The following is a 21,796-nucleotide window of genomic DNA, read 5'->3' as shown; positions in this document are numbered from 1 at the left end:
TATCGTCAGGACCGGAACCATGTCTTGGACGCACCGTGCCGAAGGTCCCTACCGTTCTCGGCATGGCACTCGCGACCCGGACGGACGGCCGTCCGCCCTCCCGTCCGTCCAAGCTGGCGGTCCTCTGGCGCTCGACCCTCGGCAAGAAGGCGGTCATGGCGGTCAGCGGACTCGTCATGCTGCTCTACCTGGTGGCCCACATGCTGGGGAACCTCAAGGTGTTCTTCGGGCCGGAGGACATCAACGGCTACGCGCACTGGCTGCGCACCCTGGGCGAGCCGCTGCTGCACTTCGGCTGGTTCCTCTGGCTGGCCCGGGTGGTCCTGCTCACGGCCGTGGTCGCGCACGGCGTCGCCGCGTACCAGCTGAGCCGCCGCGACCTGAAGGCCCGTCCGGTCAGGTACGCGCACACCCGCCGCCGGGCGAGCTACGCCACCCGCACCATGCGCTGGGGCGGGGTGATCCTCGGGCTGTTCATCGTCTGGCACATCCTGGACCTGACCACCCTGACGGTGAACCCGCTGGGCGAGGAGGGCCACCCGTACCAGAACATCGTGGCCTCCTTCTCCACCTGGTACGGAGGCGGGGTCTACTGCCTGGCCGTACTGGCGCTCGGCCTGCACGTGCGGCACGGCTTCTGGAGCGCCGCCCAGACCCTCGGCGCCAACAACCCGCGCCGCGACCGGGGGTTGAAGCTCACCGCGAACGGACTCGCGCTGCTGCTCACCGCCGGTTTCCTGTCCGTCCCCGTCGCCGTGATGACCGGAGTGGTCCGATGAGCTACCTCGACCACACCCTCGGTGCGCCCGTCGCCGACACCAAGGCCCCGGACGGCCCGATCGAGGAGCGCTGGGACCGCCGGCGGTTCGAGGCCAAGCTGGTCAACCCGGCCAACCGCCGCAGGCACAGCGTCATCGTGGTCGGCACCGGCCTGGCGGGCGGTGCGGCCGGCGCCACCCTGGCCGAACAGGGCTACCACGTGGTGCAGTTCTGCTTCCAGGACTCCCCGAGGCGCGCCCACTCGATCGCCGCCCAGGGCGGCATCAACGCGGCCAAGAACTACCGCAACGACGGCGACTCGGTGCGCCGCCTGTTCTACGACACCGTCAAGGGCGGGGACTTCCGCGCCCGGGAGTCCAACGTGCACCGCCTCGCCCAGGTCTCGGTGGAGATCATCGACCAGTGCGTGGCCCAGGGCGTCCCGTTCGCCCGCGAGTACGGCGGGCTGCTGGACACCCGCTCCTTCGGCGGCGTCCAGGTCTCCCGGACCTTCTACGCCCGCGGCCAGACGGGGCAGCAGCTGCTGCTCGGCGCCTACCAGGCGCTGTCCCGGCAGATCGCCGCCGGGAACGTCGAACTGCACGCCCGCACCGAGATGCTGGACCTGCTGGTGGTGGACGGCCGGGCCCGCGGGATCCTCGCCCGGGACCTGGTCACCGGCGAGCTGACGACCCATCTGGCCGACGCGGTGGTGCTGGCCACCGGCGGCTACGGGAACGTCTTCTACCTCTCCACCAACGCCAAGAACTCCAACGCCACCGCCGTCTGGCGGGCCCACCGGCGCGGCGCGCTGTTCGCCAACCCCTGCTTCACCCAGATCCACCCGACCTGCATCCCGCGCAGCGGCGACCACCAGTCCAAGCTCACCCTGATGAGCGAGTCGCTGCGCAACGACGGCCGGATCTGGGTGCCGAAGGCGAAGGGCGACACCCGCCCGCCGGCCGAGATCCCGGAGCAGGAGCGCGACTACTACCTGGAGCGGATCTACCCGGCCTTCGGCAACCTCGTCCCGCGCGACATCGCCTCCCGGGCCGCCAAGGTGGTCTGCGACGAGGGGCGCGGCGTCGGCCCCGGCGGGCAGGGGGTCTACCTGGACTTCGCCGACGCCATCGCCCGGCTGGGGCGGGACACCGTCGAAGCCAGGTACGGCAACCTCTTCGAGATGTACCAGCGGATCACCGCCGAGGACCCGTACACCTCGCCGATGCGGATCTACCCCGCGATCCACTACACGATGGGCGGCCTCTGGGTCGACTACGACCTGCAGACCACCGTGCCCGGCCTGTTCGCCATCGGTGAGGCCAACTTCTCCGACCACGGCGCCAACCGGCTCGGCGCCAGCGCCCTGATGCAGGGCCTGGCCGACGGCTACTTCGTGCTGCCGCCCACCCTCAACCACTACCTGGGCTCCACCCCGCTCGCCCCGGTGCCCGCCGACCACCCCGAGATCGCCGCCGTCGAGGCCGAGACCGCCGACCGGCTGGCCCGCATCCTGGCCGTCGACGGCGACCGCACGCCCGACTCGCTCCACCGCGAGCTGGGCGAGCTGCTCTGGGACGAGTGCGGGATGGCCCGCGACGAGGCCGGGCTGCGCCGGGCGCTGGCGCGGATCCCGCAGCTGCGCGAGGAGTTCTGGCGGCGCGTCAAGGTCCCCGGCAGCGGGGCCGAGCTCAACCAGGCGCTGGAGAAGGCCAACCGGCTGGTCGACAACCTGGAGCTGGCCGAGCTGATGTGCCTGGACGCGCTGCACCGCACCGAGTCCTGCGGCGGCCACTTCCGCACCGAGAGCGCCACCGCCGAGGGCGAGGCCGCCCGCCGCGACGAGGAGTTCTCCTACGCCGCCGCCTGGGAGTTCACCGGCACCGGGCGGGCCCCCGTGCTGCACCGCGAGGAACTCCACTTCGAACACGTCCACCCCACCCAGCGGAGCTACGCGTGAACCTCACCCTGCGCATCTGGCGCCAGCCCGGCCCCGACGCCCCCGGCTCCATGGCCACCTACCAGGTCTCCGGCATCAGCCCCGACATGTCCTTCCTGGAGATGCTCGACACCCTCAACGAGGAGCTGATCCAGCGCGGTGACGTGCCGGTCGCCTTCGACCACGACTGCCGCGAGGGCATCTGCGGCGCCTGCGGCATGGTGATCAACGGCCAGGCCCACGGCCCCGAGCGGACCACCACCTGCCAGCTCCACATGCGGCACTTCCGCGACGGCGACACCATCGACGTCGAGCCCTGGCGGGCCGGCGCCTTCCCGGTGGTCAAGGACCTGGTGGTGGACCGCACCGCCCTGGACCGCATCATCGGCTCGGGCGGCTACGTCACCGCCCCCACCGGCTCCGCCCCCGAGGCGCACGCCACCCCGGTGCCCAAGGAGACCGCCGACCTCGCCTTCGAGCACGCCGAGTGCATCGGCTGCGGCGCCTGCGTGGCGGCCTGCCCGAACGGCTCGGCGATGCTCTTCACCGCCGCCAAGGTGGTCCACCTCAACGTCCTCCCGCAGGGCGCCCCCGAACGCTCCTCCCGGGTCCGCGCCATGGTCGACACCATGGACGCCGAGGGCTTCGGCGGCTGCACCAACACCGGCGAGTGCGCCACCGCCTGCCCCAAGGGCATCTCGCTCACCGGCATCTCCCTGCTGAACCGCGAACACCTCCGGTCCCTGCGCGGCTGACCGCGTGTCAGTGACCGCCGGGGCGAACGGTCACCAGTGGCAGCGGAGTTCGGCCAGCAGGGCGTCGTCGGGCAGCCCGCGCAGGTAGTCGTCGGCGAGCCGCCAGTACGCGGCGGCCTGGGACTCGTCGGGGCGGATGGTGCCCAAGGGGCCCGCGGTCCACTGGTCGGCCCACTGCCCGTCGAGGGTCAGCAGCGCGGCGGTCCGCACGGCCAGTTCGGTGCCGCTCTCCAGGTAGTCCTGCTCCCCGGCGGCGAACACGGCGACCGGGTCCCGCAGGACGAAGCCGTTCGGATAGGCCGGGTCCCCGGCCGTGACCGCGTACTGGGCGAGCGCCTGCACCAGGGGCTGGGCGAGGTGCTCGGCCTTCGCCCGGTCCAGGGCGGGGGAGGGCAGGTCCGGGTCGGCCCCGTGACGGTCGATCAGCGCGGACAGCGGTTCGGCCGGCGGGTGCTCGGCGGAGAAGCGGGCCCACACCGCCCAGGTGGCCGCGGCCGCCGCGACACTGGCGGCCCGCATGCCCTCCAGGTCGAGCGACCCGCGCGACGCGCAGCTCACCAGCTGGTACCAGTCCCACTCGCCGTACGGGTTGTGGCCCTCCCCGCCGGTGGCGGGGTCGACGTTCCTGTCGAACGGACGCATCGCCGCCGCGATCGCGGCGGCCGGATCGCCGGCGGCGACCGCGGGAAGGCAGACCGTCACCCTGAACTTCGCCATGCGTCCTCCATGATCAACACGCGCAGGCGGACCAGGATACGCACGCCGGACGTCCGGCCGGGCCGCGGGGGTCGGCCGGACGTGTGCTCAGTGCTCGGTGACGTCGACCCCGCGCCAGAAGGCCACCCGGCCGCGGACGTGCTCCGCCTCGGGCAGTGGGTCGGCGTAGTACCAGGCGGCGTCGGGGTTGGTCCGCCCGTCGACGTCGAGGGTGTAGTAGGAGGCCGTGCCCTTCCAGCCGCACAGGGTCGTGGTGTCGGAGGGGAGGAGGAACTCCCGCCGGACCGAGTCGAGCGGGAAGTAGTGGTTCCCCTCGACGACGACGGTCTCGTCGCTCCGGGCGATGACGGTGTCCTGCCAGCGTGCGGTAGCCATGCGCTGATTCTGGCGGGGCAGGGCCCGGGTTTCAATGCGCGCCGCGGGACGGGCGGAGGCGGACGGAGCGGAGATGAGAATGCGGTGAGATCCGCAGGGGCGCGGAATCCCCGTCAGTACGGCGCCGACCTGCGGAGCAGCCGCCGGCGGAGCCGCCGAGGAGCCCCCGGACGGCCCGGATTCACAGGGAACCGAGAGGTTCCGGTGCCAGGGTCTTACTCCTCGGCGGCGCCAGGCCGCCCGGGCACTCCCCGGAGAGGAGGCCGCGATGGCCGCCGTCGCACCGCGACCCCAGCACAGGGCCCGCCGTTTCCCGGTCACCACCGTCCCCGTTCTGGTGCGGGCGGCCGTCGCCCTCGGTGCCCTCGCCGTCCTCGCGCTCTGGTGGCAGGGGACCGGTGCGGTCACCGGGGCGGCAGGGTGGCTGACCGGGGCCGGCCGGATCACCGGACTGCTGGCCGGGTACGCGGCCCCGGTGCTGCTCCTGCTGATGGCCCGACTCCCGTTCCTGGAACGGGAGGTCGGCGCCGACCGGCTGGCCCGCTGGCACGCCTTCGGCGGGCGCTACCTGGTCGCGCTGGTGACGGTGCACGTGCTGACGGTCGTCTGGGGCTACGCGCTGACGGACGGTCAGGGAGTGCTCGGCGAGGGCGTGGAGATCGTGTTCCACTACCCCGAGATGCTCAAGGCCGCGCTGGGCACCCTGCTGCTGCTCGGCACCGGCGCCGTCTCCGCCCGCGCGGCCCGCCGGCGGCTGTCCTACGAGGCCTGGTACTTCCTCCACCTGGCGGCCTACCTCGCCGTCGCCCTGGCCTTCGGCCACCAACTGGCCACCGGCGCCGACCTCGGCGGCGGCACGCCCGGCCGGGCCGCCTGGTACGTGCTCTACCTCGGCAGCGCCGCCGCACTCGGCTGGTACCGGCTGGCCCTGCCGTGGCTGCGCGACCGGCGGCACCGGCTGGTGGTCGCCGAGGTGCGGCCGGAGGGGCCGGGCGTGGTCTCGGTCTTCCTGACCGGCCGTCGGCTGGACCGACTCCGCGCCGAGCCGGGCCAGTTCTTCCGCCTGCAGTTCCAGGCGCCCGGGCTGCGCTGGGCCGCCAACCCCTACTCGCTCTCCGCGCCGCCGCACCCCGGGCACCTGCGCTTCACGGTGAAGGACCTCGGCCCGCACAGCGCGGCGGTCGCCGCCCTGCGCCCGGGCACCCGGGTGCGTGCCGAGGGCCCGTACGGCGCCTTCACCGGACGGCTGCACCGGCGGCCGAAGGTGCTGCTGCTCGGCGCGGGTGTCGGGATCACCCCGCTGCGCGCGCTGTTCGAGACGCTGCCGGGCGAGGTGACGCTGGTGCAGCGGGCCCGAGGTCCCGAAGAGCTCCTGTTCACACGGGAGTTGGCGCTGATAGCGGCCCGCCGGAACGCCACGGTGCACGCGCTGACCGGCTCCCGGGCCGAGGTCGGCGAGCTCGGTGCGGCCCTGGGCCGGCTGATCCCGGACCTGGCGGAGCACGAGGTCTACCTGTGCGGGCCCGAGGCGATGGCCGCGGAGGCCGTCCGGGCACTGCGGGCCGCCGGGGTGCGGGCCGACCGCATCCACCACGAGTCGTTCGCCTTCTGAGGAGCCGTCATGCGCAGAGCCGTCGTCACCGGGACCGCCACCGCCGCCGGGGTGATCCTGCTGCTCTCCCTGAAACCGCACGAGAGCACGCCCGCGGCGGCGATCGGCGCGGGCGGCCCCACCGCAGCGCCGGGAGGGGCGGCGGCAGGGGCGGCGGGAGGGGCCGCGGCCGACGCGTCGGCCGCCACCCGCTCGGTCACCGGCGACGCGGTCGACACCCGGTACGGGCCGGTCCAGGTGAAGGTCACCCTGACGGGGACGCGGATCACCGCCGTCGAGGCGGTCCGGTACCCGTCCGAGGACCGCCGCGACCGGGAGATCAACTCCTACGCCCTCCCCGTCCTCAACCAGGAGGCGATCTCCGCCCAGAGCGCCGACATCGACGTGGTGACGGGGGCCACCTACACCAGCGACGGGTACACCCGCTCCCTGCAGAGCGCGCTCGACAAGGCCGGCGGGAGCGGCTCGTGAAGCACGCCGAGCACGTCATGGGCACGGTCTTCTCGGTCACCGTGCGGGACCCGGGACCGCGTACCGGCGCCGCACTGGAGCGGCTGGTGGCCCGCCTGCACGAGATCGACGCGCGCTTCTCGACCCACCGGGAGACCAGCGAGGTCAGCCGACTGGCCCGGGGCGAGGTCGAACCGGCCGACTGTCACCCGGAGTTGGCCGAGGCGCTGGAGCGCTGCGCGCAGACCGGCCGGGAGACCGACGGCTGGTTCTCCGCCCGGCCCGCCGGCCGGCTGGACCCGAGCGGCTGGGTCAAGGGCTGGGCGGTCGAGGAGGCCTGCCGGATCCTGCGGCACTCCGGCTCCCGCGAGCACTGCGTGAGCGGCGGCGGCGACGTCCAGACCGCCGGCGGCCCCTGGCGGATCGGTATCGCCCACCCGCTGCGGCCGGGCGCGCTGGCGGCGGTGCTCACCGGACGCGACCTCGCCGTGGCCACCTCCGGGACGGCCGAGCGCGGCGCCCACGTCCTCGACCCGTCCACCGGCCGCCCGGCCCTCGGCTTCGCCTCGCTGACCCTGGTCGGCGCTCCCGGAACCGGCCTGGCCCGCACCGACGCCTGGGCCACCGCCGTCTGCGCGATGGGCCCCGGACTCGGCCTCGCCTGGGCCGAGGAGCGCCAGGAGGTCGAGGCCTTCGCGGTCCTCCCCGACGGCTCCCAGCTGCGCACCCACGGCCTGGCCCGCCACCTCCCGCCCTCCGGGCCCGCCGACTGGACGCTGCGCGCCGCGGGCTGACCGGGCCGGAGCCGACGGACCGTCAGGTCCGGTCCGGGGCGCCGTCGGGGGTCAGGCCAGGTGTCAGGTCGGGTGTCCAGTCGGGGTGTTCGCGGGCGGCCCAGGGGCGGGAGACGGTGCCGGTGCGCATGCCGCGGCGGGCTTCGGGGTCGCGGGCGGCCATCCAGATGTGGCCGGTGACGGCGACGGCGACAGCCGTGGCGAGCCAATCGTGGACGAAGGTGGCCCCGGTGCGCCAGGCCAGCGGGGCGAGGCCGGTGAACCACATCAGGAGGCCGGTGCCGAGCAGGACCAGGACGGCCCCGGCGGTGAAGGCGGCGTAGAGCTTCTGGCCGGCGTTGAACTTGCCCGCCGGGCGGTGGGGCGAGCCGTGGCGGACCGCGCGGAGCCAGGTGCGGTCGGCGGCGGTGAAGCGGTTGAGCCGGGTGAGGTCGGCGCGCAGGTGGTGGGAGACCAGGCCGAGCAGCAGCGGCACCGGGAGGAGCAGGCCGGCCCACTCGTGCACCGTCCTCACCAATCCCCGCCTGCCCACGAGTTGGGAGAGGGAGGGGAGGTAGAGGACGGCGGCCGTGGCCAGGCAGGTGAGCATCAGGGCGGCGGTGGCCCGGTGCACCCGGCGCTGGGCGGGGCTGAAGCGGGCGACCCGGGGGACCGGGGGGACGTGGGCGGTCTCAGGAGGTCGGGGCATCGTCGCGTCCGTTCGATCGGCCGACCCAGGCGTCGGTCTCGTAGCCGCGGCGCTCCCAGTAGCCGGGTTCGACGGCGGAGGTGAGGGTGATGCCGGAGAGCCACTTGGCGGACTTGTAGAAGTACATCGGCGCCACGTACAGCCGCACCGGCCCGCCGTGCTGGTGGGTGACCGGGGCGTCCTGCATCCGCAGGGCCAGCAGGACGTCGTCCCGGCGGGCCTGATCGAGCGTCAGGGACTCGGTGTAGGCGCCGTCGAAACAGCTGAACCGCACCGCCGCCGCGTCCGGCCGCACTCCGGCGGCGTCCAGCAGGTCGGCCAGCCGGACGCCCTCGAAGCGGGTCTCGGGCACCCGCCAGCCGGTCACGCACTGCACGTCGCGGACGATCCGGCGCTGTGGCAGGGCCTGGAGCTCGGGCAGCCGGTAGGCGGCCGGGCGGTCCACCAGACCGTCGACGGTCAGGGTGTAGTCGGCGGCCGTGCGGGGGCGCACCGAGTCGACCACCGAGTAGTAGCGGAAGCCGCTGCCGCCCGGCAGCAGTCCGGTCACCCCGGTCGGGTCGGCGCTGGTGACGGCGTCCACGCCGCGCTGGAGCCAGGGCCCGGCCGCGACCCCGGCCGCGCCGAGCCCGAGCATGGCCAGCACCACCCGCCGCCCCACCGGCGCGCCGGTGGCGGCCGTTTCGTCCTCGTGCTTCATGGCTCCGATTCGAGCAGGTGGAGCGGCCCGGGCCAAGGGGTGGCGGCGGGACGTGAGACTTCCGTCATCTCTCGGCCCGGCGGGGCCGTGGGCGTGTCGGTGCAGCCGGTTCGTAGCGTGGTCGGGCCGGACGGAGCGTGCCGCGCACCGGGCCGCCGGCGAACTCGCCCGGTATGGAGGGCTGCTGATGAGGACCGTCGTTTCGCGCCGTCCCCGTCGCGGCGTCGGAGGACTCACGGGCCGACCGCGACCGCAGGCGCGAGCGCGGCCGGAGACCGGATCAGGCCTTCGCGGGGGTGTCCGGTGCCGGTATCAGCGGGGTGCCCGGTGCCTGGCGCGGGCCCGGCGGGCGGCGGACAGGCCGGCGGTGAGAGCGGTCACGGCCGCGATCCCGGCCAGCAGGAGCAGCCAGTTGCGCAGGTAGGGCAGCGGGAGGACGGACGGGTTGCCGTGGTCCTCTCCGGCCCGCAGGACGGCCGGCACCGCGACCGCGCTGACCGCCGCGGCCACCGTCAGCCCGGCGCGCACCGCCGGGTGACGGGTGAGCGGCACCCCGGCCAGCAGGACCAGCGGCACCCAGAGCCCGTCGTGGACGACGACGGCGCCGGCCGACCAGAGCAGCACGTCCAGCGGGTCGGTGATGTAGGGGTCGGTCAGCAGCCCGTACAGGCCGAAGGCCAGGAGGGCGGCGCCGACCGCGCCGAGCACGATGCGCAGGGGCCTCATCCGAGCACCTCGATCCGGGAGACCCACTTGGTCTGCAGGACGCCGGGGCGGTTGGGGGCGATGACCCGGGCCGGGTGGCCGTGGTCGGCGTCGAGGACCTGACCGTTGACGGCCAGGGCGAGCAGGGTGAGCGGATCGCGGGCGTACACCGGCTCCATGGTGGTGACGGCGTAGGGGCCGGAGGTCTCCAGGGAGACGATCCGCAGCCGGGCGTCGGCCGGCACCCGGGCGAGGTCGAGCAGGTCGCGCAGCCGTACTCCCGTCCAGTCGGCCGAGGCGCTCCAGCCCTCCACGCAGGAGATCGGCAGCCGGGCGGAGTGCTGTGGCAGGGCGCGCAGGTCGGAGAGGGAGAGGCGGAGCGGGGTGGGGCCGTCGACGGTCAGGTGCCAGTCCGCGGGGACGGTGGTGGTGCCGGCCTGGGCGGCGGTGCGGTTGACGGGCAGGCCCTGCGGGCCGAGGTCGGGGCGGCGCGGGGCGAGCAGGTCGAGGCCGCGCAGCCAGGGGACGGTCTGTCCGGCGGTGGTGAGGGTGACGGCGGTGACCGAGGCGGCGACGGTGCCCAGGAAGGCGCGGCGGCCGGGCAGCGGCAGGCGCGGACGCCACCAGTGCTCGGTGATGGTGGCGGCCTTGGCGGCGACGTGCAGCAGCAGGGCGCCGGTGATGGTCCAGCCGAGCCAGAAGTGGGTCTGCCGGAACGGGAACGGCCACGGGTACCACTGAAGCGTGTTGAGCAGCCCGGTGAACAGCTCCAGCAGGGTGGCCGCGACCAGGACGGCGATGGCCGCGCGCTCCAGCAGGTGCAGGACGCTGCGCGCCGGCGGCCACTCGAAGAGCCTCGGGTAGACCGTCCAGAGCTTGGCGCCCAGCAGCGGGATCGCGGCGGTCCCGGCGATCACGTGCAGGCCCTGGGTGACCCGGTAGCCGTCCACCGGACGGCTCGTCAGCAGGCCGCGCAGCCAACCGGGCGGCTCCTGGAGGCCGTGGCTGAGCAGACCGGTCAGGAAGCAGAGCACGATCGCCGCCCCGAGCCAGCGGCCGAGCACCACCGCCGTGCGCGGTTCGTGCAGGCGGGAGCGGAAGGTGCCCTCGCGCAGCGGGCCGATCCGCAGGGCGTCCGGGGGCGGCGGCAGGGGGAGGTCGAACCGGCGGGGGGAGCCGTCGGTGGTGGTGTCCTTCATGCCTTCATCAGAGCGCCGATCGGGGCGGTTCGAGCGGTGCGACATGCTTACGGAAGTCGTACGGCGGCCTGCGGCTCCCGGCTGCGGCCTTGCCGCGGTGGCACGCTGACGGGGTGTCCGACACCATGCGCCCTGACCACCCCGACTGCCCCGACCGTTCTGCCCTCTGGCCCGCCGTCCTCGCCCTGGCGGCCCTGGTCGCCGCCCTGGCCGCCACCGTGACGGGTGGCGGGACGCTCGGTGACCGCGGGGGACTGTACGGCTGGTACGCCCTCGACGCGGCGCTCTTCGCACTCGCCGTGCTGCTGCTGCGGCGGGTGCCGCCGGGGGCGGTCCCGGCCCTGGTGCTGGCGGGCAGCGTCGCCGTCGCGGCCGCCGGGCTGCTGGCGCCGCCCCGCACCAGCGACGACGCCTACCGCTACCTGTGGGACGGACGGGTGCAGGCCGCCGGGCACTCCCCGTACGCGTACGCCCCGGACGCCCCGGAGCTGGCCGGACTGCGGGCGCGGGCGCCCGAGCTCTTCCCGCCGGGCGGCGACTGCGCGGGCTGGGACGAGCGGCGGACCTCGGCGGGCGGGTGCAGCAAGGTCAACCGCCCGGCCGTGCACACCATCTACCCGCCGGTCGCCGAGGGCTGGTTCGCCGGGCTGTACGCCCTCGGCGGGCGGTACGGCGTGCGGGCCGCCCAGGCGGGCGGGGCGCTGCTGGCGGTGGCGACCACCGGTGCGCTGCTGCTGACGCTCCGTCGGTTCGGGGCGGGCCCGGCCCGGCGGGCCGCGCTCTGGGGGTGGTGTCCGGGGGTGGCGGTGTGGGCGGTCAACGACGCGCACGTGGACACGCTCGGCGCGCTGCTGATGGTGGCCGGCCTGGCGGGTGCGGCCCGGGGCCGCAGGGTGATCGGGGGCGCGCTGCTGGGCCTGTCCGTCGCGACCAAGCTGGTGCCCGCGCTGGCCCTGCCGGGGGCGCTGTCCGGAGTGTTCGCCCGGCGGCCGCGCGTCGGGGACCTGGTGCTGCCGGCGGCCGCGCTGGCCGCTGCGGCGCTCGCCTACCTGCCGTACGTCGTGGCCTCGGGGCCGGGGGTGCTCGGGTACCTGCCGGGATACCTGAAGGAGGAGGGCTACCAGCAGGACGGTTTCGCCCGCTTCGGTCTGGTCAGGCTGGTCCTGCCCGATCAACTGGCCCCGGTGGCCGGAGGGTTGGTGATCCTGGCGGTGGTGGGGTGGGTGCTGTTCCGGGGCGATCCGGGGCGGCCGTGGAGCGGGGCGCTGTCGGTGACCGGGGCGGCGCTGCTGGTGGTCGCTCCGGCGTACCCCTGGTACGGGCTGCTGGTGGTGGCGCTGGTCGCGCTGGACGGGCGCTGGGAGTGGCTGGCCGTCCCGGCCGCCGCCCAGGTGCTCTACCTGGCGGGGGCTCAGGCGCAGCAACCCGCTTACGGAGCAGCGCTGTTGGCGGTGCTGGCCGGTGCGGCGGCGCGGCGCCGCGCGCGGGTCGGTGCTGTCGTCGGGCGGTGAAACGGCGCTGGTCCCGGTCAGCTCCGGCGCAGGGCGGTGAAGCGGCGGCCGTCGGCCGTCCAGCGCTCGGTCTCGGTCAGGCCGGCCGGGCGCGCGCAGCGGGCGAGGGCGTCCGCTCCCAGCCGGGCCCAGCGGAACGGCGGGCCGGTCCGGCCGTCGCCGTCCTCGATCCGCACCACGAGCCGCTCGTCGGTCTCGACGGGCGCCACCTCGGCCAGCAACAGGCCACCAGGGCGCAGCAGTTGGGATATCCGGAGCAGCAGGGCGGACGGATCGCCGCCGATCCCCAGGTTGCCGTCGGCCAGCAGCACCGCACCCCAGCGGCCCTCGCCGGGCAGCCGGTCGAAGACCGAGCGGCACAGGGCGCTGCCGCCCAGACCGCGGGTGCGGGTGACGGCCGCCTCGGTCAGGTCGACGCCGAGGGCCGGCACGCCGGTGGCGAGCAGCTCGGCGACCAGGCGCCCCGGGCCGCAGCCCACGTCCAGGGCCGGGCCGCCGTGGAGCCGGCAGCGCTCCAGCAGCGTCCGGTCGGCACGGTCGGGCGGCGCACACCAGCGCTCCACCTCCAGCGGATGTCGGGAGCCGTCCTCGCAGCGCAGCCAGAGCGGGCCGCGGCCGGCCCGGATCGCCCGGGTGAACGGGTCGTCGATCCACGGGCGGACCGGGATCCCGCAGGTGGTGGTCACCGCCGCGCCCGCGCGGTGGCGATGCCGGCCAGCCGGGCGGCGAAGCGGGTGCCCGGTGCGGCGGCGGCGACCTCGGCGGCGCTCGCCGCGTCGTCCACGTCGGTGAGCCGGGGCAACCGGCCCACGCGCAGCCCGGCCGCGTCCAGCCGGGCCAGCAGGGCCTCGCCGGTGCGCGGGGTGGACATCGGCACGCCCAGCAGGAGTTGACGGGCGAGCGGTGCAGTGGGCCGGGCCAGGCCGAGCGCCCAGAAGCCGCCGTCGGTGGCCGGGCCGTACCAGGCGTCGGCGCCCGCACGCGCGCCGGGGGCCAGCGGGGCGGCCAGGCTCGCGGCGTCCAGCTGGGGGGTGTCCATGCCGACCAGCAGAGCGGGGGCGCCGGGCCGGGCGTGCCCGAAGGCCGCCGCCAGCCGCTCGTCCAGCCCGCCGCCGCTCTGGCGCACCACCCGCCATCCGGTCGGCAGCCAGCGGCCCGGCTCCCCGTCCAGGGCCAGGATCCGCTCCCCGGCGGGCACGGTGGAGAGGGTGGCCAGCGTGTCGGCCAGCGCCGCCTCGGCCAACTCGGCGGCCTGCTCGGGGGTGTAGGCCGGGGTCAGGCGGGTCTTGACCCGGCCCGGCACCGGAGCCTTGGCGATCACCAGCAGGGTCGGCGGCGGTGCGGCGAGGACGGCCCGCATGTCGCGGACCGCCTGCCGGGTGCCGCGCACCGTCCCGGTCACCTTCGAACGCCCGGACCGGGGACGGTAGTCCACCTCGGTCTCGGCGATCCGCATGCCGGCCAGCGCGGCGGACAGCACCATCTCCAGCGGGTAGCCGGAGCGCCGGTCCGCCAGCCCCAGGGCCAGCAGCCGCTCCCGCCGGGCGGCCCGCATCGGGCCCAGGTCGTGCAGCGGCGCACCGGTGCGGGCCCGCAGTCGCCGGGCCAGCGCGGCGTTGGCCAGCCGGGCGTGCGGCGGCCAGGCTCCCCGGGCGGTCGGCCGTCGGCGGCCGAGCACCAGGTCGGCGGTGCCGGCCAGCACCGGGTCCACCACCCGGGGCAGCTGGCGCGGGTCCAACGAACCGTCACAGTCCAGGAAGCACACCACCTCGGCCGTCGCGGCCGAGAGCCCGGCGTGGCAGGCGGCGCCGAAGCCGCGCCGCGCCGCGTGCACCACGGTGGCGCCGAGGCCGGCGGCGATCGCGGCCGAACCGTCGGTGGAACCGTTGTCCACCACGATCGGCCGCCAGCCGTCGGGGATCCGGCCCAGGACCCAGGGCAGCGCGGCGGCCTCGTCCAGACAGGGCAGCACCACGTCGACGGGGGCGGGGAGGGAGGGAGTGGTCACCCGTTTCACGCTAGTGCCGGACGGGGCGCCCGGCCCGGTACGACGTCCTTACGGAAGTGCTACGCGGTGCCCGGCCGTCGCCCCGGCCGTCGCCCGCGGAGCCTGTCGGCGCCTAGGCTCGCCCCGTGACCCTGCCTGCCCCCACCGCCCGGATCCTCGTGGTCGACGACGACCCGACGGTCGCCGAGGTCGTCACCGGCTACCTGCTGCGCGCGGGTTTCCAGGTCGACCGGGCCGCCGACGGACCCTCCGCCCTCGCGGCCGCCGCCGCCCACCGGCCCGACCTGGTCGTCCTGGACCTGATGCTGCCCGGCATCGACGGGCTGGAGGTCTGCCGGCGGCTGCGCGAGCGGCCCGACGGCGCCGGACTGCCCGTCGTCATGCTCACCGCCAAGGGCGACGAGGCCGACCGGGTGCTCGGCCTGGAGCTCGGCGCGGACGACTACGTGACCAAACCGTTCAGCCCCCGGGAGCTGACCCTGCGGGTCCAGTCGGTCCTGCGGCGGGGCCCCGCCCGCGCCCCGCAGCCCGCCGTGCTCAGTGCGGGCGACCTGCTGCTCGACCCCGTCGGCCGCCGCAGCTTCCGCGCGGGCCGCGAACTCTCGCTCACGCTGCGGGAGTTCGACCTGCTGGAGTTCCTGCTGCGGCACCCCGGGACGGCCTTCTCCCGGGAGGAGCTGATGCGGGAGGTCTGGGGCTGGGAGTTCGGCGACCGCTCCACCGTCACCGTCCACATCCGCCGGCTGCGCGAGAAGATCGAGGACGACCCCGCCGCGCCCGAGCTCATCACCACCGTGTGGAGCGTCGGCTACCGCTTCGACCCGACAGGGAGCTGACCCGCCGTCATGAACGACCTCCTGCTCATCGCCGCCTACGCGGCCCTCGGCGCGGGCGCCGCCGGCCTGCTGGGCTGGCCCGCCGTCCGGGCGCTGCGCCGGCGCTCGGTGGCGCTGTCGCTGTCCGCCGTCGCGGTGGTCACGGTGCTGGCCATGGCCTCCGGCACCACCGCCGTCGCCCAGGCGATGTTCCTCTCCGAGCACGACCTCGGCGTGGTGATGACGGTGCTGGCGATAGGGGCGGTGGTCTCGCTGATCGCCGCCGCGGTGCTCGGCCGGCAGGCCGTCAGCGGCAGCCGGGCGCTGGCCCTGGCCGCCCGCACCGTCGGCAGCGACGGCGGCTTCACCGCGCCCGACCAGCCGCTGAGCGCGGAACTCGCGCAGCTGAGCGCCGAGTTGGCGGCGACCAGTGCGCGGCTGGCCGAGTCGCGCAAGCGCGAGCAGACCCTGGAGGCCTCCCGGCGGGAACTGATCGCCTGGATCTCGCACGACCTGCGCACCCCACTGGCCGGCCTGCGGGCCATGGCCGAGGCCCTGGAGGACGGAGTGGCCGAGGACCCGGCCCGCTACCACGGCCGGATCGCGACCGAGGTCGACCGGCTCACCGGTATGGTCGACGACCTGTTCGAACTCTCCCGGCTGCAGACCGGCGCCCTGCACCTCACCCCCGCCCGGATCTCCTGCTTCGACCTGGTCGGCGACGCCCTGGCCGGCGCGGACCCGCTCGCGCGGGAGCGCGGCGTGCGGCTGCTCGGCGGGCAGGTCGACCCCGCCCCGGTGGAGGTCGACAGCCGCGAGGTCTCCCGGGCGCTGGGCAACCTGCTGGTCAACGCGATCCGCGCCACGCCCGCGGACGGCGTGGTCGCCGTGACCGCCAGCCGGCAGGACGGCGAGGTGGTGCTGGCCGTCACCGACGGCTGCGGCGGCATCCCGGAGGAGGACCTGCCCCGGGTCTTCGAGACCGGCTGGCGCGGCGGCAGCGCCCGCACCCCGCACCCGCTCGGCACCACCGACGGGGCCGAACGCCTCGGCGGGGGCGCGGGGTTGGGCCTGGCCATCGTCCGCGGCATCGCCGAGGCCCACGCCGGGAGCGCCAGTGTCTCCAACGTGGACGGCGGCTGCCGCTTCGAGATCCGCCTCCCCACGGCCCACCGGCCGGCCTGACCGGCCCGCGCCCTGGCCTGCGGCCCGGGGCGGTTGCGGACCTGCGGTGTGACGGGCCGTCGGGTGTGCGTGGCGTCGCTGCTCGCAGGTGGGGGATCGCCGCCCTGGGCCGGAACCGGCCTGCGGTGCGGGTGGTGCGGCGGGTCGCGGCCCCTGAGAGGACCGTGGCGGGGTGTCGCCCTTCGGCCCCGGCCGTCCGTGGGCTCCGGCTCGGCCGGGGCCGGTCTGTGGGGCGACGGGCCGCCCGGGTGGCGGCCGGGGTGGGGCGGCCGGTCGTCGGCTGTCCGGTGCCGGTGGCCGGGCTGGGCCGTGCGGGTCAGGTGGTGGTGGCCCGGGCGGCGGGGCGTTGGGGGGCGGTGGCGAACTCGGTCATCCCTTCGGTGAAGCCGATCAGCGGCCGCCAGGACGTCTCCTGTCGCAGGCGGCTGGAGTCGGCGGTGACGTGCCGTACGTCGCCGAGGCGGTAGTGCCCGGTCACCACCGGGGCGGGGCCGCCGGTCGCTGCGGCGAGGGCCGCCGCCATCTCCCCGACGGTGTGCGGTTCACCGCTGCCCACGTTGTAGGCCCGGGCGGTGCCGTCCGGACGGCCGGTCACCGCCCGGAGGGCTGCGGCGTTGGCCCCGGCCACGTCCGACACGTGCACGAAGTCCCGCCGCTGGCCGCCGTCCTCGTACACCAGCGGTGCCTCGCCCCGGGCCAGCGCGGAGCGGAAGAGCGAGGCGACCCCCGCGTACGGGGTGTCGCGCGGCATCCCGGGCCCGTAGACGTTGTGGTACCGGAGCGTCAGGACCCGCCCGCCGCAGGCCCGGGCCCAGGCGGAGGCGAGGTGTTCCTGGGCGAGCTTGGTGGCGGCGTAGACGTTGCGCGGGTCGGTCGGCGCGTCCTCGGTGACCAGGCCCGGCCGCAGCTGTGCGCCGCAGACCGGACAGGGCGGCTCGAACCGTCCGTCCTCCAGGTCCGCGACCCGCCGCGGGGCCGGGGCGACGCCGCCGTGCTCGGGGCAGTCGTAGCGCCCCTCGCCGTACACCACCATCGATCCGGCGAGCACCAGGTCCCGGACGCCGAGCCGGGCCATCGCGGCCAGCAGCACGGCCGTCCCGAGGTCGTTGCAGCCGGCGTACTCGGGGGCGTCCTCCAGGTCCACCCCGAGGCCGACCATCGCCGCCTGGTGGCAGACCGCCGTCACCCCGTCCAGGGCCCGCTCCACCACCGCCCGGTCGCGGACGTCACCGTGGATGAACTCCTCGACACCGTCGGGCAGTTCGGGCCTGTGGTCGGGCGAGCCGTGCACGGCGGGGAGCAGGGCGTCCAGCACCCGCACCCGGTGCCCCTCGGCCACCAGCCGGGCGGCCGCGGCCGACCCGATGAACCCGGCGCCGCCGGTCAGCAGAATGTCCATGCCCGGACGCTACGCCCGCCGTCCGCACCTCCGGTGCATCCCGGCCGGGTCGTCAGCGAGCCGTAAGAACTCGCGCGGCCAGCCCCTGACGGATCGTCACCGCGTCCGGGTCAGGCGGCCACCAGGGCCGGGCGCGGCCGGGCGCTCGCGGCCTGCCGGACCAGCTCCAGGAAGGCCGCGGCCGCGGGCGCGAGCCGTCCGGTTCCGTTCCAGACGGCCTGGACGTGGGCGGTGGTGCCCGGCAGCCAGGGCACGACGGTGGCTCCGGCGGCGCCGGGAGCCTCGGTGACGGCGCGCTCCGGGAGCATCGTCACCCCGAGCCCCGCACAGGCCAGGCCGATCGCGCCCCGGGCCGAACCGGCCTCCATGGTGGGCGGCTCGATCCCGTACCGGGCGCGCAGGTGCCGCAGCAGGCCGTCGTGGCTGGCGCAGGCGGGGTCGACCACCAGGACGTGCTCGAAGGCCAGTTGGTGGCCGGGGCTGTCCGGCAGGGGCTCGCCGACGGGCACCAGGGGCAGTTCGAAGAGGGTCTGGCGGCTGATGCCGGCGGGGCCGGCGGGCTGGTCGGCGGGGTCGGCGACCAGGGTGAGCCCGATGTCGGCCTGGCCGGTGGTGACGGCCTCGTCGACGTCGGCGGCGCTGGTGGCCCGGAGCGCGAGGGTCACCCCGGGGTGGCGCCGGCGGCAGTCGCGGACGAGGTCACCGATCTCGTACTCCATCAGCAGCGGCGTGGAGGCGACGGTGACGGTGCCGGTGGGGCCGGCGCCGGGTCTCAGCTCGCTGTGCATCTCGTCGACGGCGGCGAAGAGCCGGTCGGCGAACTCCTTGGTCGTCCGGCCGGCGGGAGTGAGCTGGACGCCGCTCGGCGTGCGGACGAAGAGCTGGGCGCCGAACCGGGTCTCCAAGGTGCGGATCTGCGTCGTCACATTGGACTGCGAACAGCCGAGGCGTTTTGCCGTGAGAGTGAGGCTGCCGGATTCGGCGGCGTCCCGGAACGTTCTGAGTTGACGGAAGGTGAAATCCATGGAACGGCCCCCCAGGCGCACGGCGTGTGAATTCGCGAGCACGGAACGGGCCGACCCCGGGCTAATGGCTGTGAGGGTCGGCCTCCGTTAGATCGTGGCACGGGGAAGGCGCCGTTCGCAATCCGCGAAGAGGGCGGATCATGACGGAGTATCAGGCCGGTTCCGGAAATCGGGAATCCGGCCTGCTCCGTGCACGGTCAGCCGTTCCGCTTGGTGCGCTCGTAGTGCCGGGCGGCCCGCGCCCGGTTGCCGCAGGTCGGCGAGCACCATTCGCGGCGGGGGTGGTCCTTGACGAAGTACAGGACGCAGCCGGGGGCGTCGCAGGCGGTGACCTTGGGCATGTCGGGCCCGGAGAACAGGTCGACGGTCTGCTGGGCGACCTCGGTGAGGGCGGCGCCGATCGGATCGGAGGTGGAGTGGGTGGTGGCGGTCGGGGCGCTGTCGCCCCAGCTCAGCTCGCGCCAGCGCGGTGCGGTGCGGACCTGCCGGTTGACGGTGTCGATGGCCTCCTGCGGGGGGCGGGTCCGGTGGGCGGCGGCGTCGGTGAGCAGGCGGACGGCGTCGCGCAGCCGGCGGGTGGCGTCCAGTTCGGTCGCGTTGACCACGAGCAGGTCGCGGTCGGGGACGGCTTCGGTGAACCGTGCGCGGTTGTCCCGTAGCCAGGCGGCGACGTGGTCGGTGGTCTGCAGCCCGTCCACGAAGCGGCCGCGGACCGCGTAGGTGGCGTTGGCCAGTTCGATGGGCAGGGGCTCGCCCAGCAGGGGCGCCCCTCCGCTCTCAAGGTCGTCGACTCTCATGGTTCTAACGGTAACCCCGACTTGCATCCGTGAGAAGCCTGTGCCACTGTTCTCACGGCAGCAGGCGCTGCAAACCGTTAGAAAACTTGTCCACCGCGTCTTGAGGAGTCCACCGTGTCGAACCTTCCGATCATCGAGCCCGCCGACGCCCAGGGTGCCGCCGCCGACCTCCTCGGCGCCGTGCAGAAGGCGCTCGGGGTGACCCCGAACATGACCAAGGTGATGGCCAACAGCCCCGCGGTCCTCAAGGCCTACCTCGAGTTCTCCGGCGCGCTGGGCGGCGGCTCGCTCTCGGCGGCCGTCCGCGAGGCGATCGCCCTGGTGGTGGCGCAGGAGAACAGCTGCGACTACTGCCTGTCGGCCCACACCTACATCGCCACCAACCTGGCCGGCCTGGACGAGACCGCCGCCGCGGACGCCCGTCGGGCCAAGGCCGCGGACCCGCGCACCGAGGCCGTCCTCAAGCTGTCGGTCGCGATCCTGCACACCAAGGGCGACCTGGACGACGCCGACCTGAAGGCCGCCCGCAGCGCCGGTCTGACGGACGGTGAGATCGCCGAGGTCATCGCCAACGTCTCGCTGAACGTCTTCACCAACTACTTCAACAAGGCCGCCGGCGTGGCCATCGACTGGCCGGTCGTCAGCCACCTCGGCTGAGCCCGTGCCGCACGGCGCCCACGGACACCGATTTCCCCCGTGCGGTGTCCGTGGGTTCCGGATAGAAATACCTGACCGAAAGGCCCTGCGTATTCTTGCGCAGGGCCTTTCGGTTTTTCTGGTGGTGGGGGCATCGAATCCACCGATCCCTGATATAGGGATACACGGCCTTCCATCCGTCGGTGCGACGGATAACGTTGTTGTTGTCAGGAGGGCAGCCGGGGAAAGAGACCGGCGGAATGCCAAGCCTCATATCGATGGATCGGATTGGAATCGGAATGTCGAAGGTCAGCATCTCCCGCCGCGGCCGCAAGGCCCTGGTCACCCTTGTCGCCATCGGCGCCCTGGTCGCGATGGTCCCCTCCCAGGCCCTCGCCGAGGTCGACGGAGCGGACGAGAAGGTCCACTCGGTCGAGTCCGTCCCGGACGCGGTCGCCAACAAGCTCGGCCCGGACCACGTGCTGTTCTGGGAGCGTGCCATGCTCCAGGCCACCCGCGAGGCCGGCGGCATCGCCGGCCCGATCACCCGGGCCGGCGCGGTGATGAACATCGCGATCTACGACACCGTCAACTCCATCTACAAGGTCGGTAACCCCTACCTGACCTACACCCCGGAGCTGCGCCGCAAGTACGGTGCGCTGGACTCGGCGATCGACTACGCCGCCTACACCGCCCTCAAGGCGTCCTTCCCGACGGTGAACCTGGACGACGACCTGCTGGCCGCGCGCAGCCTGACCTCCTCCGGCTCGGCCGCCGACGTGGCGCTGGGCAAGTACTGGGGCACCAAGAACGCCCAGGCGCTGATCGACTTCCGTGCCAACGACGGTTCTGCGGACACCACCCCCTACGTGCCGCGTCTGGAGCCCGGCCACTGGCGGCCCACCACCCCCGGTGCTGCGGCCGGCGGCCCGAACTGGGGCCACGTCAAGCCGTGGGTGATGGAGCGCTCCGACCAGTTCCGCCCGGCCAAGCCGGGCGGCTTCGAGACCGCCGAGACCCTGCTCCCCTCCAGCATCTACGCCGACGCGCTGAACGAGGTCAAGGAGCTCGGCGCCTGGAACTCGACCACCCGCACCGCCGACCAGACGCAGATCGCCCGCTTCTGGGCCAACGACCTGAACGGCACCTACAAGCCGACCGGCCAGCAGTACGACCACACCCTGGTGGTCCTCAACAAGTACAAGCCGAACGCGAGTTCCTTCTACACCGCGAAGCTCTTCGGCACCCTGTCCATCGCCCTGGCCGACGCGGCGATCGTCGCTTGGGACGCCAAGTGGGACTCCGACTTCGACCTGTGGCGCCCGCAGTCGGCGGTGCAGCTCGCCGACAACGACTACAACCCCAACACCGTCGGTGACCCGAACTGGCTCCCGCTGTCCTCGGACGCCGCGGGCAACCACTTCTCCCCGCCGTTCCCGGCCTACCAGTCCGGCCACTCCACCTTCGGTGCGACCTGGGCCCAGATCATGCAGGGCTGGTGGGGCACCGACGTGATGCCGTACGAGGGCACCACGGACGACCCGAACGCCAAGGGCGTCACCCGCCACATCAGCTCCTTCAGCTCCGCCGCGGCCGAGAACGCCATCAGCCGCGTCTACAACGGCGTGCACTACCGCTTCGACACCGTCACCGGTGTCGCCGGCGGCACCAAGGTCGGCGGCTACGTCTGGAACGCCCACCGCCTCGGCTGACCCCAGCTCCCCTCG

Annotated in this window: 22 protein-coding genes and 1 pseudogene; 11 read left to right on the top strand and 12 right to left on the bottom strand. The window is 74.6% G+C overall.

The window, feature by feature from the left end:
- Positions 1–62: 62 nt before the first annotated feature.
- Genes ACWCYY_RS37320 through ACWCYY_RS37310 form a run of 3 tightly spaced genes read left to right on the top strand, consistent with a single transcriptional unit; the run spans position 63 to position 3,453 of the window.
- Positions 63–779, top strand: a complete 717-nt coding sequence (locus ACWCYY_RS37320) for a succinate dehydrogenase cytochrome b subunit (RefSeq protein WP_345280395.1) — start codon at positions 63–65, stop codon at positions 777–779.
- Positions 776–2,719: a fumarate reductase/succinate dehydrogenase flavoprotein subunit gene (locus tag ACWCYY_RS37315; RefSeq protein WP_449798569.1), complete on the top strand. Its 1,944-nt coding sequence runs from the start codon at positions 776–778 to the stop codon at positions 2,717–2,719. Before ACWCYY_RS37320 ends, ACWCYY_RS37315 begins: the two co-directional genes overlap by 4 nt.
- Positions 2,716–3,453 (top strand): succinate dehydrogenase/fumarate reductase iron-sulfur subunit, encoded by a 738-nt coding sequence (locus ACWCYY_RS37310; protein ID WP_449798568.1) that lies wholly within the window; start codon positions 2,716–2,718, stop codon positions 3,451–3,453. Before ACWCYY_RS37315 ends, ACWCYY_RS37310 begins: the two co-directional genes overlap by 4 nt.
- 30 nt (positions 3,454–3,483) lie before the next feature.
- Here the strand turns inward: ACWCYY_RS37310 and ACWCYY_RS37305 are convergent, their stop codons facing one another.
- On the bottom strand, positions 3,484–4,170 hold the full coding sequence (locus ACWCYY_RS37305) for a hypothetical protein (RefSeq protein WP_449798567.1): 687 nt from the start codon (positions 4,168–4,170) through the stop codon (positions 3,484–3,486).
- A gap of 87 nt (positions 4,171–4,257) precedes the next feature.
- Positions 4,258–4,545: a DUF427 domain-containing protein gene (locus ACWCYY_RS37300; RefSeq protein ID WP_449798566.1), complete on the bottom strand. Its 288-nt coding sequence runs from the start codon at positions 4,543–4,545 to the stop codon at positions 4,258–4,260.
- 268 nt (positions 4,546–4,813) lie between these two features.
- Between ACWCYY_RS37300 and ACWCYY_RS37295 the strand changes: the two genes are divergently transcribed.
- Genes ACWCYY_RS37295 through ACWCYY_RS37285 form a run of 3 tightly spaced genes read left to right on the top strand, consistent with a single transcriptional unit; the run spans position 4,814 to position 7,401 of the window.
- On the top strand, positions 4,814–6,157 hold the full coding sequence (locus tag ACWCYY_RS37295; protein WP_449798565.1) for a ferredoxin reductase family protein: 1,344 nt from the start codon (positions 4,814–4,816) through the stop codon (positions 6,155–6,157).
- 9 nt (positions 6,158–6,166) lie between these two features.
- Positions 6,167–6,628, top strand: a complete 462-nt coding sequence (locus tag ACWCYY_RS37290; RefSeq protein WP_345280385.1) for an FMN-binding protein — start codon at positions 6,167–6,169, stop codon at positions 6,626–6,628.
- 17 nt (positions 6,629–6,645) lie between these two features.
- Positions 6,646–7,401: an FAD:protein FMN transferase gene (locus ACWCYY_RS37285; RefSeq protein WP_449798587.1), complete on the top strand. Its 756-nt coding sequence runs from the start codon at positions 6,646–6,648 to the stop codon at positions 7,399–7,401.
- Positions 7,402–7,423: 22 nt separating this feature from the next.
- On the opposite strand, the gene ACWCYY_RS37280 is transcribed toward ACWCYY_RS37285, so the two are convergent.
- From ACWCYY_RS37280 to ACWCYY_RS37265, 4 genes are all read right to left on the bottom strand, one after another.
- Positions 7,424–8,089, bottom strand: coding sequence for a cytochrome b/b6 domain-containing protein (locus tag ACWCYY_RS37280; RefSeq protein WP_449798564.1), 666 nt, complete (start codon positions 8,087–8,089; stop codon positions 7,424–7,426).
- Positions 8,073–8,789, bottom strand: a complete 717-nt coding sequence (locus ACWCYY_RS37275; RefSeq protein ID WP_449798563.1) for a molybdopterin-dependent oxidoreductase — start codon at positions 8,787–8,789, stop codon at positions 8,073–8,075. The genes ACWCYY_RS37280 and ACWCYY_RS37275 overlap by 17 nt, the downstream gene beginning before the upstream one ends.
- A gap of 312 nt (positions 8,790–9,101) precedes the next feature.
- On the bottom strand, positions 9,102–9,515 hold the full coding sequence (locus ACWCYY_RS37270) for a hypothetical protein (protein ID WP_345280379.1): 414 nt from the start codon (positions 9,513–9,515) through the stop codon (positions 9,102–9,104).
- The gene (locus ACWCYY_RS37265) at positions 9,512–10,693 is read right to left on the bottom strand and encodes a molybdopterin-dependent oxidoreductase (RefSeq protein WP_449798562.1); all 1,182 of its coding nucleotides are present in this window, start codon (positions 10,691–10,693) and stop codon (positions 9,512–9,514) included. The genes ACWCYY_RS37270 and ACWCYY_RS37265 overlap by 4 nt, the downstream gene beginning before the upstream one ends.
- A 113-nt stretch (positions 10,694–10,806) precedes the next feature.
- Between ACWCYY_RS37265 and ACWCYY_RS37260 the strand changes: the two genes are divergently transcribed.
- Entirely contained in the window at positions 10,807–12,204 is a 1,398-nt protein-coding gene (locus ACWCYY_RS37260; RefSeq protein ID WP_449798561.1) for a hypothetical protein, read from the top strand.
- A 17-nt stretch (positions 12,205–12,221) separates the two neighbouring features.
- On the opposite strand, the gene ACWCYY_RS37255 is transcribed toward ACWCYY_RS37260, so the two are convergent.
- The 3 genes and pseudogenes from ACWCYY_RS37255 to ACWCYY_RS37245 form a co-directional block, all read right to left on the bottom strand.
- Entirely contained in the window at positions 12,222–12,890 is a 669-nt protein-coding gene (locus ACWCYY_RS37255) for a methyltransferase domain-containing protein (RefSeq protein WP_380150432.1), read from the bottom strand.
- Positions 12,887–13,330 (bottom strand): DUF2064 domain-containing protein, encoded by a 444-nt coding sequence (locus ACWCYY_RS37250; protein WP_449798586.1) that lies wholly within the window; start codon positions 13,328–13,330, stop codon positions 12,887–12,889. The genes ACWCYY_RS37255 and ACWCYY_RS37250 overlap by 4 nt, the downstream gene beginning before the upstream one ends.
- 180 nt (positions 13,331–13,510) lie before the next feature.
- Positions 13,511–14,221, bottom strand: a pseudogene (locus tag ACWCYY_RS37245) (glycosyltransferase family 2 protein); the annotation flags it as partial.
- A gap of 116 nt (positions 14,222–14,337) precedes the next feature.
- Between ACWCYY_RS37245 and ACWCYY_RS37240 the strand changes: the two are divergent.
- Both ACWCYY_RS37240 and ACWCYY_RS37235 read left to right on the top strand, forming a co-directional pair.
- Complete coding sequence (locus ACWCYY_RS37240) at positions 14,338–15,048, top strand: response regulator transcription factor (protein WP_380150431.1); 711 nt, start codon at positions 14,338–14,340, stop codon at positions 15,046–15,048.
- A 9-nt stretch (positions 15,049–15,057) separates the two neighbouring features.
- Positions 15,058–16,212, top strand: a complete 1,155-nt coding sequence (locus ACWCYY_RS37235; protein ID WP_345285995.1) for a sensor histidine kinase — start codon at positions 15,058–15,060, stop codon at positions 16,210–16,212.
- Between the two features lie 316 nt (positions 16,213–16,528).
- Here the strand turns inward: ACWCYY_RS37235 and ACWCYY_RS37230 are convergent, their stop codons facing one another.
- From ACWCYY_RS37230 to ACWCYY_RS37220, 3 genes are all read right to left on the bottom strand, one after another.
- Positions 16,529–17,611, bottom strand: coding sequence for an NAD-dependent epimerase/dehydratase family protein (locus ACWCYY_RS37230; protein WP_449798560.1), 1,083 nt, complete (start codon positions 17,609–17,611; stop codon positions 16,529–16,531).
- Positions 17,612–17,721: 110 nt separating this feature from the next.
- Positions 17,722–18,636 (bottom strand): LysR family transcriptional regulator, encoded by a 915-nt coding sequence (locus ACWCYY_RS37225; protein WP_449798559.1) that lies wholly within the window; start codon positions 18,634–18,636, stop codon positions 17,722–17,724.
- 197 nt (positions 18,637–18,833) lie between these two features.
- On the bottom strand, positions 18,834–19,433 hold the full coding sequence (locus ACWCYY_RS37220; protein WP_345285990.1) for a CGNR zinc finger domain-containing protein: 600 nt from the start codon (positions 19,431–19,433) through the stop codon (positions 18,834–18,836).
- A gap of 114 nt (positions 19,434–19,547) precedes the next feature.
- On the opposite strand from ACWCYY_RS37220, the gene ACWCYY_RS37215 reads away from it, so the two are divergent.
- Together ACWCYY_RS37215 and ACWCYY_RS37210 are read left to right on the top strand one after the other, a co-directional pair.
- Positions 19,548–20,090: a carboxymuconolactone decarboxylase family protein gene (locus ACWCYY_RS37215; RefSeq protein ID WP_345285989.1), complete on the top strand. Its 543-nt coding sequence runs from the start codon at positions 19,548–19,550 to the stop codon at positions 20,088–20,090.
- A gap of 278 nt (positions 20,091–20,368) precedes the next feature.
- Complete coding sequence (locus ACWCYY_RS37210) at positions 20,369–21,781, top strand: vanadium-dependent haloperoxidase (protein ID WP_345285987.1); 1,413 nt, start codon at positions 20,369–20,371, stop codon at positions 21,779–21,781.
- Positions 21,782–21,796: the final 15 nt, after the last annotated feature.

The sequence above is a fragment of the Kitasatospora sp. NPDC001664 genome (assembly GCF_053596675.1).
Note: the sequence above shows the minus strand (reverse complement) of the source record. Positions and strands in the feature narration are given on the sequence as shown.